Annotated in this window: 12 protein-coding genes, 1 pseudogene and 1 riboswitch; of the genes and pseudogenes, 7 read left to right on the top strand and 6 right to left on the bottom strand. The window is 64.8% G+C overall.

The window, feature by feature from the left end:
• From ACWPWQ_RS07410 to ACWPWQ_RS07400, 3 genes are read right to left on the bottom strand one after another with little or no spacing between them, the layout of a single operon-like run.
• Window positions 1-1,437 (bottom strand): LutB/LldF family L-lactate oxidation iron-sulfur protein, encoded by a 1,437-nt coding sequence (locus ACWPWQ_RS07410; RefSeq protein ID WP_454009436.1) that lies wholly within the window; start codon window positions 1,435-1,437, stop codon window positions 1-3.
• Entirely contained in the window at window positions 1,430-2,206 is a 777-nt protein-coding gene (locus ACWPWQ_RS07405; RefSeq protein ID WP_454009524.1) for a (Fe-S)-binding protein, read from the bottom strand. The genes ACWPWQ_RS07410 and ACWPWQ_RS07405 overlap by 8 nt, the downstream gene beginning before the upstream one ends.
• A gap of 12 nt (window positions 2,207-2,218) precedes the next feature.
• Window positions 2,219-3,916: an L-lactate permease gene (locus ACWPWQ_RS07400; protein ID WP_454009435.1), complete on the bottom strand. Its 1,698-nt coding sequence runs from the start codon at window positions 3,914-3,916 to the stop codon at window positions 2,219-2,221.
• A 62-nt stretch (window positions 3,917-3,978) separates the two neighbouring features.
• Here ACWPWQ_RS07400 and ACWPWQ_RS07395 point away from each other — a divergent pair, with 62 nt between their 5' ends.
• Window positions 3,979-4,956 (top strand): LysR family transcriptional regulator, encoded by a 978-nt coding sequence (locus ACWPWQ_RS07395; protein WP_202045176.1) that lies wholly within the window; start codon window positions 3,979-3,981, stop codon window positions 4,954-4,956.
• A gap of 27 nt (window positions 4,957-4,983) precedes the next feature.
• Here ACWPWQ_RS07395 and ACWPWQ_RS07390 read toward each other — a convergent pair whose 3' ends face one another.
• Window positions 4,984-5,766 (bottom strand): alpha/beta fold hydrolase, encoded by a 783-nt coding sequence (locus tag ACWPWQ_RS07390; RefSeq protein WP_202045175.1) that lies wholly within the window; start codon window positions 5,764-5,766, stop codon window positions 4,984-4,986.
• A gap of 108 nt (window positions 5,767-5,874) precedes the next feature.
• On the opposite strand from ACWPWQ_RS07390, the gene ACWPWQ_RS07385 reads away from it, so the two are divergent.
• From ACWPWQ_RS07385 to ACWPWQ_RS07375, 3 genes are read left to right on the top strand one after another with little or no spacing between them, the layout of a single operon-like run.
• A complete protein-coding gene (locus ACWPWQ_RS07385; RefSeq protein WP_202045174.1) occupies window positions 5,875-6,243 on the top strand; it encodes an MmcQ/YjbR family DNA-binding protein in 369 nt (122 codons plus the stop codon).
• An 8-nt stretch (window positions 6,244-6,251) separates the two neighbouring features.
• Window positions 6,252-6,803, top strand: a complete 552-nt coding sequence (locus ACWPWQ_RS07380; RefSeq protein ID WP_454009434.1) for a GNAT family N-acetyltransferase — start codon at window positions 6,252-6,254, stop codon at window positions 6,801-6,803.
• A gap of 11 nt (window positions 6,804-6,814) precedes the next feature.
• Window positions 6,815-7,150 (top strand): DUF3802 family protein, encoded by a 336-nt coding sequence (locus tag ACWPWQ_RS07375; RefSeq protein ID WP_139436190.1) that lies wholly within the window; start codon window positions 6,815-6,817, stop codon window positions 7,148-7,150.
• A gap of 277 nt (window positions 7,151-7,427) precedes the next feature.
• On the opposite strand, the gene msrA is transcribed toward ACWPWQ_RS07375, so the two are convergent.
• Window positions 7,428-8,060, bottom strand: coding sequence for a peptide-methionine (S)-S-oxide reductase MsrA (gene msrA / locus ACWPWQ_RS07370; protein WP_202045172.1), 633 nt, complete (start codon window positions 8,058-8,060; stop codon window positions 7,428-7,430).
• Window positions 8,061-8,312: 252 nt separating this feature from the next.
• Between msrA and argA the strand changes: the two genes are divergently transcribed.
• Together argA and lysC are read left to right on the top strand one after the other, a co-directional pair.
• The gene (argA, locus tag ACWPWQ_RS07365) at window positions 8,313-9,641 is read left to right on the top strand and encodes an amino-acid N-acetyltransferase (RefSeq protein ID WP_139436071.1); all 1,329 of its coding nucleotides are present in this window, start codon (window positions 8,313-8,315) and stop codon (window positions 9,639-9,641) included.
• A gap of 108 nt (window positions 9,642-9,749) precedes the next feature.
• A riboswitch (Lysine riboswitch) is annotated at window positions 9,750-9,971 on the top strand.
• A gap of 86 nt (window positions 9,972-10,057) precedes the next feature.
• Window positions 10,058-11,410 carry a lysine-sensitive aspartokinase 3 gene (gene lysC, locus ACWPWQ_RS07360; protein ID WP_427230824.1) on the top strand — a complete coding sequence of 451 codons (1,353 nt, stop codon included), beginning with the start codon at window positions 10,058-10,060 and terminating at the stop codon, window positions 11,408-11,410.
• A 130-nt stretch (window positions 11,411-11,540) separates the two neighbouring features.
• On the opposite strand, the gene ACWPWQ_RS07355 is transcribed toward lysC, so the two are convergent.
• Complete coding sequence (locus ACWPWQ_RS07355) at window positions 11,541-12,635, bottom strand: hypothetical protein (RefSeq protein WP_454009433.1); 1,095 nt, start codon at window positions 12,633-12,635, stop codon at window positions 11,541-11,543.
• A 249-nt stretch (window positions 12,636-12,884) separates the two neighbouring features.
• Between ACWPWQ_RS07355 and ACWPWQ_RS07350 the strand changes: the two are divergent.
• A pseudogene (locus ACWPWQ_RS07350) lies at window positions 12,885-14,282 on the top strand (LTA synthase family protein); the annotation flags it as partial.
• Between the last annotated feature and the right edge of the window lie 81 nt (window positions 14,283-14,363).

The raw sequence follows: 14,363 nt of genomic DNA, 5'->3' as shown, positions 1-14,363 counted from the left end.
TCAGGACTCCTTCTTCTTCTGGCGCAGCAGGGCGTGCAGGCTCTGGGGGGCGGGTTTGGGGGCCTCGCGGCACTGGGTCCAGGGGCCCAAGTGTTTGGGCATCAAGCCCCGCAGGCGACCGGCCACACCGGTTGCGGCGTGATAGAGACGCGGGTGGGTGGCGGCAAAGGCAAAGCCCTGCATGGCAAGCGTCTCGAGCCGACTCTTGGCCGCCCCCTGCCCCGCCAGCGGTTCGTGGCCAGGCAGTGCGTCGTGCTTGGCCTCCCGGCGCAGGCGCTGCAGCATGTCGGGAATGGGGATGCGCACCGGGCACACCTCGCCGCAGGCGCCACACAGACTGGATGCGGTCACCAGATCCTGGGTGCTCTTCAGCCCCAGCAGGTGGGGGGAGATGATCTTGCCGATGGGGCCCGGGTAGATGGTGCCGTAGGCGTGGCCGCCGATGCGGGTGTAGACCGGGCAGTGGTTCATGCAGGCGCCGCAGCGGATGCACTGCAGAGTCTTGCGCAGCTCCTCGTCCCGATAGGCCTGACTGCGGCCGTTGTCGAGCAGCACCAGGTGCACCTCGTCCGGGCCATCCAGCTCCCCTGCCCGGCGCGGGCCGCTGATGACGTTGAAATAGGTGGTGATGGCCTGGCCGGTGGCCGAGCGGGTCAGGGCGCTGTAGAGGGGCGGCACGTCGGATAAGAACTCCACCACCTTCTCGATGCCGGTGATGGCCACGTGGACTTTCGGCACCGTGGTGCACATGCGCCCGTTGCCCTCGTTTTCCACCAGACAGAGGCTGCCGGTCTCCGCTACCGCGAAGTTGACCCCCGACAGCCCCATGCCGGCGCGGCGAAACTCTTCACGCAGGGCCAGCCGTCCGGTCTGGATCAGGGCGTCCACGTCGGTGGTAGGGGTGAAGCCTTCGAGGTTATGAGCGAAGGTGTCGCTCACCTCCTGCTTGTTCTTGTGGATGGCGGGCATGATGATGTGGGACGGGGTGTCGCCGTCGAGCTGGACGATAAACTCCCCCATGTCGCTCTCAAGACAGCGGATGCCGTGGCGCGCCATCTCGTGATTGAAGCCCACCTCCTCGCTCACCATGGACTTGCCCTTGACGATGGAGCTCACCCCGTGTTTTTGGGCGATGCCGAGGATGATGGCGTTGGCCTCGGCTGGCGTCTGGGCCCAGTGCACCCTGATGCCGTTGCGCTCGCAGTTGGCTTCGAGCTGCTCCAAAAGCTCAGGCAGGCGCGACAGGCAGCGCTGGCGGATCTGTTCGGCCGCATTGCGCACCGATTCTTCTTCGGCCGGGTCGGCGAAGGCATCCCGCCGCTTGCCGCGCAGGTAATCCATGGCGCCGCGAAAATTCTGGCGCAGCACGGGGTCGGCCAGGGCCGCCTCGGCCTGGGGATGGAAACGGCGCGGCGAATACTTGGTGTGCTCACTCATGATGGGCCTCCTCTTTTTCAGACAAAGGCTTGCTGTGGGCGAGCAGGAAGCTGGCCAGGTGCATGGCGGGAAGCGCCTTGCCCTGATAAGCCAGGGATCCCTTGATGTTCAAGAGGCACCCCCAGTCCGCGCTCACCAGGGTATGGGCGCCGGTCGCCAGCAGGTGGCGGGTCTTGTCCTCCACCATGGCCTGGCTGATGTGGGGGTGGCGCACCGAGAAGGTGCCACCAAAGCCGCAGCACTCGCTCTCGTAGGCCTGCTCGTGCAGGGTGACCCCGCCCAGCTGCCCCAGCAGGCTGCGGGCCGTGGTGTGTACCTGCATCTCGCGCCGGGCCGAGCAGGAGGTGTGCATGACGATGCTCGCCTCCCTCACGGCGCGCCAGCGCACCCGGCAGACCCGGGCCAGAAACTCGGTGAGCTCGAACACCCGGTCGCAAAAATCGGCCACCTCGCTGCTCTCTGGAAAGAGGCGAGCATAGTGGTGGTGCATCATGCCGCCGCAGGAGCCCGACAGCACCACCACGGGCCAGGGCTCGGGGAAGAGCGCCATCTGGCTGAGGGCCACCTTGCGCGCCTCCTCCTCGTGACCCGAGGTGTAGGCCGGCTGCCCGCAGCAGGTCTGTTTCTCGACAAAGTGCACCCTTATCCCTTCCCGCTCGATCAGGGCGATGGAGTCGAGCCCCGCCACCGGGTCAAACAGGTCCACCAGACAGGTGGCGTAGAGATAGACATCGGCCGGCTTGGCCGGATAGACCCGCATTACCTTCATCACTTGCTCTCCTTACTTCAACTGCAGCAGTGCGTCCGAGACGTGGAAGCTGTACATGAGCGCCAACCCGATAAGACCGGTGGCCAGCAGGTAGTAGAGGGTGGGCAGCGCCGTCTTGCGCAGTGTCGCCCCCTCACGGCCGAGCAGCCCCACGGTGGCTGACGCCGCCACCACGTTGTGGATGGCAATCATGTTGCCGGCCGCAGCGCCCACGGCCTGCAGGGCCAGCATGGCGGCGGTGGAGACCCCCAGGGTCTGGGCCACTTCAAACTGGAACTGGCTGAACATCATGTTCGACACCGTGTTGGAGCCGGCGATAAAGGCCCCCAGCGCGCCTATGGTGGCGCTGAGCGCCGGGAAGAACTCCCCGACGAGCCCCGCGGCAAAATTGGCCGTGGTCACCGGCATACTGGAGAGATCCGCCCCGTTGACGCCGGAGTTGATGAAGATGCGCACCATGGGCACGGTGAAGATGAGCACGAAGCCGGCGCCGATCAGGGTGCGGCTGGACTCTCCCAGTGCCCGCCCGAAGGGGGCGAGGGAGCGCGATTGCAGCCAGGTGGCGATCAGGGCGCAGAGCACCAGCAGGCCCCCCGGCAGGTAGAGCGGCTCAATGGAGGCGCTGACCCCCTTCTCTCCCAGGAGGTCGGTGAAGGCGAGGCTCACCGACAAGAGGCTTGCCTTGAATTCCGGGCTCACCCGGCTGGCCACCAGCAAGAGGGCCAGCGCCACATAGGGGAGCCAGGCCAGCAGCAGGGACATGGGACGGCCGGCGGCCTCTTTGAGATCGAGCTTCAAGGAACCCAGCCACTCTGCGGGCCACTCCTGTTCGGGGGCGAAATCCCAGGTGTTTTTTGGCACCAGGAAGCCGTGGCGCGCCGCCGTCACCACCAGGGCCAGCCCCGCCAGCCCGCCGATGAGGGACGGGAACTCGGGACCGAGCAACATGCCGGTCAGGGCATAGGGGACGGTGAAGGCGAGCCCGGCGAAAATCGCGAAGGGCAGGATGGAGAGCCCCTCGGTCCAGCTGCGATTACGGCCAAAGAAGCGGGTCAGCATCATCACCATCAGCACCGGCATCAAGGTGCCGACGGTGGCGTGAATGAGGGCCACGTTGGTGGTCACCTGCTGCAGGTAGATGTCCCAGCTGCTGCCACCGGCGCTCAGGGTGTGGCCGATGGTCTGGTTATCCAGCCCCTTGTTGATGCCCACCAGGATGGGGGTGCCCACCGCACCGAACGACACCGGGGTCGACTGGATCATCATGCCGAGCAGCACGGCGGCGAGCGCCGGAAAGCCGATGGCCACCAGCAGGGGAGCGGCGATGGCGGCGGGGGTGCCAAAGCCCGAGGCCCCTTCGATAAAGGCGCCGAAGCACCAGGCGATGATGATGGCCTGGATGCGCCGGTCCGGCGAGATGTTGGTGAAACCGCCGCGAATGGCGGTGATGGCACCGGTGTGTTTCAGGGTGTTGAGCATCAGGATGGCGCCGAACACTATCCAGAGCACGGTCACCGTGATCACCAGCCCTTGCAGGGTGGAGGCGAAGACCCGGGTCGGGCTCATCTGCCAGCCCCAGAGGGCGATGAACACGGTCAACAGAAAGGCGATGGGCATGGCGCGCTTGGCGGGCCAGTTGAGGCCGACCAGCAGCACGGCGGCCACCAGGATCGGCGAGAAGGCCACCAGGGCCAGCAGGGTGTCTGTCATCATTGCGTCCTTGTCCAGAGGGGCACCCTGGGGGTGCCTTGTTGTTGTTTTGTTAATCGGACGTGACCTTACCCTGTTCCTTTTTCGCGATATATGGAAATAATGAACAACATTCGTTCCAAAAGTTGATCAATATGGCCAGTACCGACGACCTCATCCTCTTCGCCCAGGTGGTGGAGGCAGGCTCCTTCAGCAAGGTGGCTGAGCAAAATTCCATTACAAATTCAGTGGTTAGCAAACGGATCGGGCGTCTTGAAGAGGAGCTCGGGGTGCAGCTGCTCTATCGCACCACCCGTCGGCTCACCCTGAGCGAGGCGGGCAAGGAGCTCTATCAGGGTGCCAAAAATGTGAAGGCCGCCGCACTGGACGCCTTCGACGCAGTGGCGGGATTCGGTGAAAAGGTGAGCGGCCATGTGCGCATGTCGGTGCCCACCATCTCGGGGGAGCTGCTGCTGGCCGATGCGGTGGCCGATTTTTGCCAGCAGCACCCGGGGCTCACAGTGGAGATGTCGCTGGACAACCGCTTCGTCAACCTGGTGGAAGAGGGGTTCGATCTGGTCATTCGCACCGGTTATCTGGATGACTCCAGCCTCATCGCCCGCCACATCCTCGACTCCCAGTGGGTGATCTGCGCCGCCCCCGCCTATGTGCGCCGCTTCGGAGCGCCGCGCGAGCCCGCAGACCTGCAGGCTCACAACTGCCTGCGCTACGCCTATCAGAGCACGGGGGCGTCGGAGTGGGCCTTCAAGGGGGAGGACGGCAACTATCTGGTGTCGGTGTCGGGGAGCTTTTCAACCGACAACGCCGGTGCCCTGCGCAAGGCGGCGCTGGGGGGGCGCGGCATCGTCTATGTGCCGCGCTGCCTGGTCTATCACGATTTGATGAGCGGGGACCTGGTGGATTTGTTTCCGGAACGGGTGGGCAAGAAGCTTGGCATCTACGCCGTCTACCCCTTCACCCGCCAGCCACCGCGCAAGATCCGGCTGCTGATCGAGCACATCCGCCAGCGCTATCTGGATATCGCCCACTACTTCATCTGAGGCACCAGGCGGGCCTCAGAGGGCGGGCTACGCCGCCTGGGTGGACAAAAACGCCAACGACTGCCGATTGAAGTGATCCGGCTGCTCCACGTTGCAGACGTGGCCGCAGTTTTCGATGATCTCGAGCCGGCTGTAGGGGTCCCGGGCCACCTGCTCGCGCACCGGGGCGAGGAACATATGATCCTCCTCCCCCATCACATAGAGGGTGGGAATGGGCAGGGCGCGCTCCTTGAAGTAGCGCATCAGGGGGTTGACCTCGGTGGCGAGGCGGAACCAGCGTTTGAACTCCTTCTGGCAGAGTTTGCGGGCCTCGCGCACGAAGAGGTTGCGGGACTCCTGATGGTGCTGGCGCGGCATGATGATGAAGGCGAACAAGCGGTAGAGCCACATGTAGGGCAGTATGTGCTGGCCGACCCGGCCGAGCTGCACCAGCACCCGGGAGCGGATGTCGAGGCGCAGGATGGCGCCGCCGAGCACCATGCTCTTGACCCGCTCGGGGCAGAGCTCGGCCAGGTGGCGAATGAGGATGGTGCCAAGGGAGATGCCGACAAAATGGGCGCGGGGAATGCGCAGGTGATCGAGCAGCCGCAGTATGTCCTCGGTCACGGCCCGAAAGCTGTAGTGCCCCTTGACCACCTGTTGCAACTGGTTGGATTGGCCGTGGCCGCGAAGATCCAGCAGCAGCACGTTGAAGTGCTCACGGTAGGCGCGCAGTTGCTTGAACCAGATGGAGGAGCTGCCGCCGGCGCCGTGCACGAACACCACCCAATCCCGATCGGGGCCAAGCTCAAAGGTCTTGTGGTACAACATCTTATGGGCTCCCGGGGGGTTGGGGGATATACTCGGCGGGCATATTAACAGATGCCTCGCCTCGATGAATATGCTTGCTCTCATGATCGGACCAGCCTGGAGGCCTGTATGACGCTCACCCTTTTGCGCGAATTTCTGCTCAGCCAGCCGGGGGCCACCGAGGATACCCCCTTCGGCCCGGAGATCCTGGTCTATCGCATCGCCGGCAAGATGTTTGCCCTGGTGGACTGGCAGGCCGAGCCGCTGACCATCAACCTCAAATGCGAGCCGGAGTTGGCGCTTTTGTTGCGAGAGATCCACCCCGAAGTCAAACCCGGTTGGCACATGAACAAGCAGCACTGGAACACGGTGACCCTGAGCGAGAATCTGGACGCCGAGCTCTGGCAGGGCTGGATTGAACACTCCTACCAGCGGGTGGTGGCGGGCCTGCCCAAGGCCAAGCGGCCGCAGGCGCCGACCTCCCATTCCAAACCATGAGCCTTCCCATGTCTGACTCCCCTGCTCCGCACTCCCTAAACCCTGACCTCTATCGCGTCGTTCCTCTGGATGAGCGCCATATCCCGGCCCTGCTCGCCTTGTTCGAGCAGTCGGTGCGCCGCATGGGCCCGGAGCACTACAGCCCGGCGCAGGTGGAGCAATGGGCGCTGGGCGCCCGTCATCCGGGTCTCGCCAGCCAGTTGCGCGAGCACCACGGCTGGATCATCGAGCAGGAGGGCATCCCCCTTGGCTTTGTCACCCTGAGCGATGACGGCCACCTCAGCCTGCTCTATGTGAGCGCGGATCATCCGCGCCAGGGGCTCGGCGGCCTGCTGCTGGCGCAGGCACTGCAGGCGGCCAGCCAGCTGGGCCTGCCCAGCCTGACCACAGAGGCCAGTGCCTTCAGCCTCGCGCTCTTTCTGCGCCACGGCTTCGAGCAGGCCGGATTGGAAACCGTGGAGCGCGGCGGGGTCAGTTTTGTCCGCCATCGCCTCTACTGCCGCTTGCCAAGCGGGGGCCAGCCACTAAAATACCCCCCATTTCCCCAAAGCGATGAATGAAGGCAGCCATCATGGTGGTAGAGAGCGACGGTTATATTGCGCTTATCGAGTATCTGGTAGAGAGTCTGGGCCTGTTCGAGAGCCAGCAGCAGGGCACGGGCACCCAGACCATAGAGGATCTGGTGAGCAACCGGGTGGCAGGCAACCTCATGGCCATCTGCGAGCAGAACCCCCAGCTCGACCCCAAGGTGCGTTTCATGATCATGCAGGAGGCCGACGCCGTGGTGGCCGATCTGGAGGAGGTGCTCTCCGCCGTCTGGCTGCGGGCGCCCACCCCGGCCCAGCACGCCTTCCTCGATGAGTTCATCGATCTCATCAAGAACCTGTTCGACAGCACCATCGGCTAGTCCCCTCCCCCGCGGCCGCACGGCCCGCCAAAGATCTGCAATGAAAAGGGCCGCCTCAAAGGGCAGCCCTGCTTGCTATCACTTCCGATTCATCGCGCTTGTCAGTTGAATGAATATCGAGGCAAGAAATGTGTCTGGTCTTGGCTGCCGTCCATGGTAGCTACCCAGTTAGTCTGCCGAGGTTCGGCTAAGTTCCCGGCCAGGGCGCTTTTTTTAATATTTCTTTCAAAAAATCGAAACAGGGGCCTAATGGCCCCTGTTTTATCCAGGCTGCGCCTCAGCGGTTCAGGCTGGGGGGCAGGCAGACGCCAATGCCCCCCAGTCCGCAATAGCCTTCCGGGTTCTTCTCCAGATATTGCTGATGGTAATCCTCGGCGTAGTAGAAGGGCGCCAGCGGCAGGATCCGGGTGGTGATGGCGCGGGCATCGCCGCTCGCCATCATGGCCTGCTGGTAGGCCGCCAGGCTCTGCTGGGCGATGGCCTCCTGGGCTTCATCCCCATAGAAGATCACCGAGCGGTACTGGGTGCCGATGTCGCCGCCCTGGCGCATGCCCTGGGCCGGATCGTGTTGCTCCCAGAACAGCTTGAGCAGCTCGCCATAGCTGATGACCTTAGGGTCAAACACCACCTGCACCGTCTCCGCATGGCCGGTCAGGCCGCTGCACACCTCCTTGTAGGTGGGGTTGGGCGTCAGGCCCCCCTGATAACCGGCGGCGGTGGAATAGACGCCGGGCTGCTGCCAGAACAGGCGCTCCACACCCCAGAAACAACCCATGCCAAACCAGGCCAGCTCCATCCCCTCGGGCCAGGGGCCCTGGGTCGGGTGGCCGTTGACGGCATGCTGCTGGCCGATCGCCAGCGCTTCCCGTCGTCCCGGCAGGGCCTCTGCCGGTGAAATAATCTGCTCCATATGCCCTGTCCTTGAATAAAATCCCGCGCGACGCGGCTGACGAAAAGGAACCCCGAAGATAACAGGTTATGAGCCCGGATCAACCAGGGCGGTCCCTTCAGCGGGCTGACCGCCTTCCGGCTCGCCCGGGCGCAGGGCGCCTGCGGCTGGTCAAAATGGCGGCACAAAACACCAAAACCAATATTTAGTCTTGATTTGTGAATTTATTTTCATATATTGAGCAAATTGCTGCTTTTTTATGGAACGAAACACGTGCGTGAACGCGAACCCAGCCTGGTCCATGCCTTTCGGCAATCCACCCCCTATGTCAACGTGCACCGGGGTGCCACCTTCGTGCTGATGATGGGCGGGGAAGCCATCTGCCACCCCAACTTTGCCAACATCGTGAGCGACATCGCCCTGCTGCAGACGCTGGGGATCCGCCTGGTGCTGGTGTTCGGCTCGCGTCCGCAAAACGACGAGGCGCTGGCCCGCGCTGGCATCCAGGCCCAGTACCACAGACGGATCCGGGTCACCGATGACGAGAGCTTCGCCATCATCAAGCAGGTGTGCGGCGGTCTGCAATACGACATCACGGCCCAGCTCTCCATGGGGCTGGCCAACACCCCCATGCAGGGGGCGCGCATCAGCGTGGTGAGCGGCAACTTCGTCACCGCCCAGCCGCTCGGGGTGGAAGATGGTATCGACTACTGCCACAGCGGCCGGGTGCGGCGCATCGACGTGGAGGGGATCACCCGCCAGCTGGATCAGCATGGGCTGGTGCTCATCTCCCCCATCGGCTGCTCGGTCACCGGCGAGAGCTTCAACCTGAGCTCGGAAGAGGTGGCGCGCCGGGTGGCGGTGGATCTCAAGGCGGACAAGCTCATCTGCTTCAGCAGCACCCAGGGGGTGATGAACAGGCAGGGCGTGGCCATCTCCGAGCTCTTCCCCGAGCAGGCCGAGGAGCTGCTGGTGGAGCTGGAGCAGGCGGGCGAGGAGATGTCCGGCACCGCCCGCTACCTGCGCGCGGCCATCGCCTCCTGCCGGGGCGGCGTGCCGCGCTCCCACCTGGTGAGCTATCAGGATGACGGAGCCATGCTGCAGGAGCTGTTCAGCCGCGAGGGGCTCGGCACCCAGATAGTGCGCGAAAGCGCCGAGCGGGCGCGGGCCGCCACCATAGAGGACATCGGCGGCATCCTGGATCTGATCCGGCCGCTGGAGGAGGAAGGCATACTGGTGCGCCGCTCCCGGGAGCAGCTGGAGATGGAGATAGACAAGTTCACCATCATAGAGCGCGACGGCCTCATCATCGGCTGCGCGGCGCTCTACTGCTTCATGGAAGAGGCCATGGCCGAGATGGCCTGCGTCGCCATCCATCCCGAGTACCGCAACTCCAACCGGGGGGATCAGCTGGTAGCCAAGGTGGCCGAGCGGGCCAAGCGGCTCGGCATCCGCCGCCTGTTCGTGCTCACTACCCGCTCCATCCACTGGTTCCGGGAGCGGGGCTTCGATCCCCTGGAGGTGGAAGATCTGCCGGTGGCGCGCCAGCGCCTCTACAACTGGCAGCGCCGCTCCAAGGTTTTGTCCAAGACCATTTCGTAACTGATTGATCTTGTGCCTGGTTGTTGCCAATTGTGTACTTTTTTACAAACTCGATTGACAGTGCAATCCAGAGCAGGGTATTTCTACATGCACGCCACCTTCCGAGGTGGCACCAGAAGAGGAGCGCTGCCCAGGCAGCCCAAGGGAGGACACCAGAGTCCGGTGAACTTGGGTCAGGGGGAGCAGCGCCGAGACGAGTGAGGCAACTGGATACCTCAACGTCGGCTGCGGGGGCTGAATCCCCCGGGTTGTCATCGGTCGTGTGCATCCCACAGGCATCCAGCAGGATCCTTGTGGGATGGGCACCGCGGATGGAGTGCTTCTGGCCGGGATCCTTCGCTATTCCTGCCATTTTCTGCCTCCTCCTCTCTTTTGCCCGATGAAACCGGATTTTCACCTTGAGACAGGAGTATGCAATGAACCCGATCAACGTCGCCAAGTTTGGCGGAACCAGTGTCGCCGATGCCGCGGCCATGAACCATTGCGCCGACGTGGTGCTGGCCAATCCGGCGACCCGGGTGGTGGTACTGAGCGCCAGCGCCGGGGTCACCAACCTGCTGGTGAGCCTGGCCCAGGGTGAACTGGACGAAGCCGGGCAGGATGCCCAGCTCGACAAGCTGACCGGGATCCAGCAGGCCATACTGACGGCGCTCGGCAACCCGAGCGAGGTGAGCGCTCTCATCCACGCCCAGCTTGGCGACATTCGCACCATGGCCCGCCAGGCCTGCCAGCACACCGATGCCGAACTGGCCGACCGCCTCATCGCCTGCGGCGAGCTGATGTCCACCCGCCTCTTCACCGAGCTGCTGCACCAGCGGGGCATCAAGGCCCAGTGGCAGGACGCGCGCCAGCTGCTGCGCACCGACAGCCGCTTTGGCAAGGCGACCGTGGATCTGGCCGCCACCCGCACCCTCTGCCAAGCCACGCTAGGCCCGCTGCTCGGTGACAGCCTCATCATCACCCAGGGCTTCATCGGCGCCGACGCCGATGGCCGCACCACCACCCTGGGCCGGGGCGGCTCCGACTACAGCGCGGCCCTGCTCGCCGAGGCGCTGGACGCCGGCAGTATCGAGATCTGGACCGACGTGCCCGGCATCTACACCACGGATCCGCGCCTGGTCACCCGGGCCCGCCCCATCCCGGAAATCAGCTTCGTGGAGGCGGCCGAGATGGCCACCTTCGGCGCCAAGGTGCTGCACCCGGCCACCCTGCAACCCGCCCTGCGCCAGGACATTCCGGTGTTCGTCGGCTCCGCCAGGGATCCCGCGGCCGGTGGCACCTGGATCCGCGCCAGCACCGGCAGCAACCCGCTGTTTCGCGCCGTGGCCCTGCGCCGCCAGCAGGTGCTGGTCACCCTGCACAGCCTCAACATGTTCCACGCCTACGGCTTTTTGGCCGAGGTGTTCGGCATCCTGGCCCGTCACCGCATCTCGGTGGATCTCATCACCACCTCCGAGGTGAGCGTCTCCCTGACCCTGGATCACACCGGCAGCCAGAGCAACGGCGAGCCCATCCTGGGCGACAAGGTGCTGGCGGAGCTCGGCCAGCTGTGCAAGGTGGAGGTGGAGACCGACTTCGCCCTGGTGGCCCTCATCGGCAACCGCATGAGCGAGGCCGCCGGGGTGGGCAGCCGGGTGTTCGACGCCATTCGCGAGCACAACATCCGGATGATCTGCTACGGCGCCAGCGCCCACAACCTCTGCTTCCTGGTCAAGGAGAGCGAGGCGGGCCACATCGTCAACCGCCTCCATCAGGAGTTGCTCGACTGAGCCTGACAAAACCTTGCCAGCCCTTCTCCCCGCGAGGGAGAAGGGTTGGCATCAGGGTAAGCCCATGGCGACCCTATACCAACGAAGAGGGGCGCCGATGCGCCCCTCTCGTCATGCTGTCGTCCCCATGTCAGCGCGCGGGCTGGCGGGTCCGGGTCGGCAATAGGTTGGCCCGGATCTGCTCGCGCAGCCCCCCCAGCCGCTGCAGCAGCGCCGCCTGGCTGAGCCCGGCCTCGTCAAACCCCAGGTTATCGGCCAGCGCCGGGAAGTGATCCCGCACCGCCAGCTCCAGCCAGTCGAGGCGGCGCAGGGTCATGGGGCCGCAGCTCTTGCCGCTGAGATCGTCCTGGATGTCGAGCCGATGGCTGCGATACATGTCGCGCCACCAGTTGGCGGCGAGCGCCTGCTCGCTTGCCAGCGCCGCGCTCCACTCCCCCACCAACCCCTGCATCCGGGCCAGCACGGGGGCGCTGGCCCCCTCCCGGCTCAGGTACTGCAACTCCCCCTTCGCCCAGGCGAGGCAGAGCGTGCGCCAGTGGCGAAACAGCGGCAGGGGATCGCTCTGCTCCAGCCAGAGCCCGGACAGGGTGCGGGTCTCCAGCCGCTCAGGCACATGAAACTCCGGATCGGTGAGGCCGTTGGAGTTGAACTCGTGGAGGGGATCGAAGGGCCACATGTAGCCAAAGTCGAACACCGAGATCTGCTGGCCGTCGTCGAGCAGGTTGCCCGGGCTCGGATCCCAGTCAAACCAGCCCCAGCGGGCCAGCTCCGCCTCCACCGCCAGCATCTGTGCCAGGTTGCGCTCATTGAGCCTGCGCACCGGCTCTCCCCTCAGCCAGGGGGAGACCAGCACCCCGGCGCGGGCGGAGCCGAAGCTGGTGCAGACCACGTTGGAGAGGATGGTGGGGTGCAGCTCCCGCAGGCTCTCTATCTCCCGGCGCCGCTCCAGCTCGGTGAGAAAGGCGGTCTTGCCGTCGACGTTGGCCACCAGGGAGTCTGGCCGGCAGCGCTTCAGGCACCAGTGGTGCCCCTCCACCTTGAGGTGGAACACCTCGGCGGTGAGCCCCTGACCATAGACCTTGACGACGTCCGGGTGATCCTCGGTCAGCCTGATCAACTGGGCCAGGGGCAGGGGGCAGTCCCGCTCACGCCCGATCCGGATCTCGTCCCCGTTCTCCAGCATCTGGAGCAATCTTGCCTGACGTGCCGCAACCTTGGGATTCATGCATGTACCTCCAACCGTTACTGAGAGACTAAACAGCGCCCCCCTCCCAGACCAGCGGCAAAGCCCCATGATGACGCTTTCATCACAGAATCAGTGCCCCTCCCGGATCGGGATCACAATTTGCACGCCCAGGCTGTCACCCAGGATTCATCCCGTCGTCATTAAATTGACATCAAGGAACAAGCCCCTCACCATCGGGTCAAAATAGATGCAGCGTTGCTGCCCTGCCCGCTCCAAGGATGAGCCCCTATGAATGCCCCCGTCTGTGGTCACAGCCCCTCCCTCTCCCGGTCTCTGGCCGGGTGGTTGTTCGGCCTGCTGATCGCCCTGCTGTTGCTGACCCTGGCCCTGCCGCTGCTCAATCCCGCCGGCTGGCTCGGGAAGGCACAACCGCTGATCCTGGGGCCCGCCGATCAGCCCATCGCCACCCTCACCCGCCACAGCCTGCTCTACAAGAGCGACAGTCGCGGCCTCTATCTGGTGGTGCGCAGCCAGTGGCAACTGCTCAAGCCGCTGCAGGCGGGGGACAAGGTGCGGGTGGAGCTGCTCAACGACAAGGGCATTCGCATCGATCAGCTGAGCCAGGCGGTGGAGAAGCGCCAGAAGTGTCGCCAGAACCGCTGCACCCTGGATCTCAACAGCGCCCTGCGCGCCCCCGACGACGCCCTGGACAGCCGCTACCAGCTGCGGATCGGCCTGCTGCTGGCGGACAGACCCGAGAGCGCCGAGTACAGCCAGATCCTGCAGACCCTGCCGGAGCGCGGCTTCAACCTGACCTATCTGATGACCAGCCTGCTGCTGGTGCTGCTGGTGAGCGCCGCCGTGCTCAGGGCCCTGCTGCCGCGACTGCGCCGCAGCTACCGCTCCCGGGTGCTGGGCAGCCTGCTGCTCGGCAACCTCACCTTCGTGCTGCTGCACGGCTTCGTGGTGTTCAAGCTGGGGGAGTTTCTGCTCTGGTCGGGTTTTCGGCCCGAGCACTACTACCTCGCCTGGGGCAGCATGGTGCTGGGCTGGAGCCTCTGCGCCCTGGCGGGCTTCAACCTCTATATGGGGCTGGTCTTTACGGCCCTTTCGGGCATAGGGCTGCTCGCCAACTTCATGAAGATAGCCATCTACGGGGTGCCGCTGGGGGGGGACGATCTCGGCAACCTGATGGCCCTGCTGCACATACTGCTCGATCAGCACCCCGTGCTGCCGGTGCTGGCCCTGCTGGGGCTCTTGTTCCTGTGCTGGCGCTTCGCGCTGTCGCGCTGGATCCTGCGCACCACCGCCGCCACCGCCGCCTTCTTCGCGCTCTGCGTGTTCGCCACCCAGACCGGCAACAAGCTGCTGGGGGCCAACATCCGCTACGTGGACAGGGCGGTCAACTATCACAGGGACATCATCCGCGCCGGTCCCGGCCTCTACCTGTTCAACCTGGTGGACGAGATGCTGCAAAGCGGCAACATCTTCCGCTACCCCCTGCAGATCAACGAGCGCACCCCAGAGCTCAGCCAGCCGGCCCCGGGCCAGCCGCCCCGCTTCGATCTGGTGATAGTCCTGCAATATGAGTCCCTCTGGCTCGACTGGCAGGGCAGGATCTGCGCCCCCGCCCCCCCCCCCCCCCCCCCTCTCCCTTTTACACATCTTCACCTCCCGACCGAGGGGATCGGGGAGGGAGTGGGGGGGGGGGGGGCGGGTAGAAAAAAAAAAGAAAAGATAAAGAAATACGGAGTAGAGAAGAAGTGA

The organism is Aeromonas sp. Marseille-Q7275, assembly GCF_965119515.1.
This window is presented reverse-complemented; position numbering and strand designations above follow the sequence as displayed.

Bases quoted from the DNA above. Each gene is read 5' to 3' on its own strand.
- ACWPWQ_RS07410 (WP_454009436.1), bottom strand. From the start codon at position 1,437: ATGAGTGAGCACACCAAGTATTCGCCGCGCCGTTTCCATCCCCAGGCC.
- ACWPWQ_RS07405 (WP_454009524.1), bottom strand. From the start codon at position 2,206: ATGAAGGTAATGCGGGTCTATCCGGCCAAGCCGGCCGATGTCTATCTC.
- ACWPWQ_RS07400 (WP_454009435.1), bottom strand. From the start codon at position 3,916: ATGACAGACACCCTGCTGGCCCTGGTGGCCTTCTCGCCGATCCTGGTG.
- ACWPWQ_RS07390 (WP_202045175.1), bottom strand. From the start codon at position 5,766: ATGTTGTACCACAAGACCTTTGAGCTTGGCCCCGATCGGGATTGGGTG.
- ACWPWQ_RS07385 (WP_202045174.1), top strand. From the start codon at position 5,875: ATGACGCTCACCCTTTTGCGCGAATTTCTGCTCAGCCAGCCGGGGGCC.
- ACWPWQ_RS07380 (WP_454009434.1), top strand. From the start codon at position 6,252: ATGTCTGACTCCCCTGCTCCGCACTCCCTAAACCCTGACCTCTATCGC.
- ACWPWQ_RS07375 (WP_139436190.1), top strand. From the start codon at position 6,815: ATGGTGGTAGAGAGCGACGGTTATATTGCGCTTATCGAGTATCTGGTA.
- msrA (WP_202045172.1), bottom strand. From the start codon at position 8,060: ATGGAGCAGATTATTTCACCGGCAGAGGCCCTGCCGGGACGACGGGAA.
- lysC (WP_427230824.1), top strand. From the start codon at position 10,058: ATGAACCCGATCAACGTCGCCAAGTTTGGCGGAACCAGTGTCGCCGAT.
- ACWPWQ_RS07355 (WP_454009433.1), bottom strand. From the start codon at position 12,635: ATGAATCCCAAGGTTGCGGCACGTCAGGCAAGATTGCTCCAGATGCTG.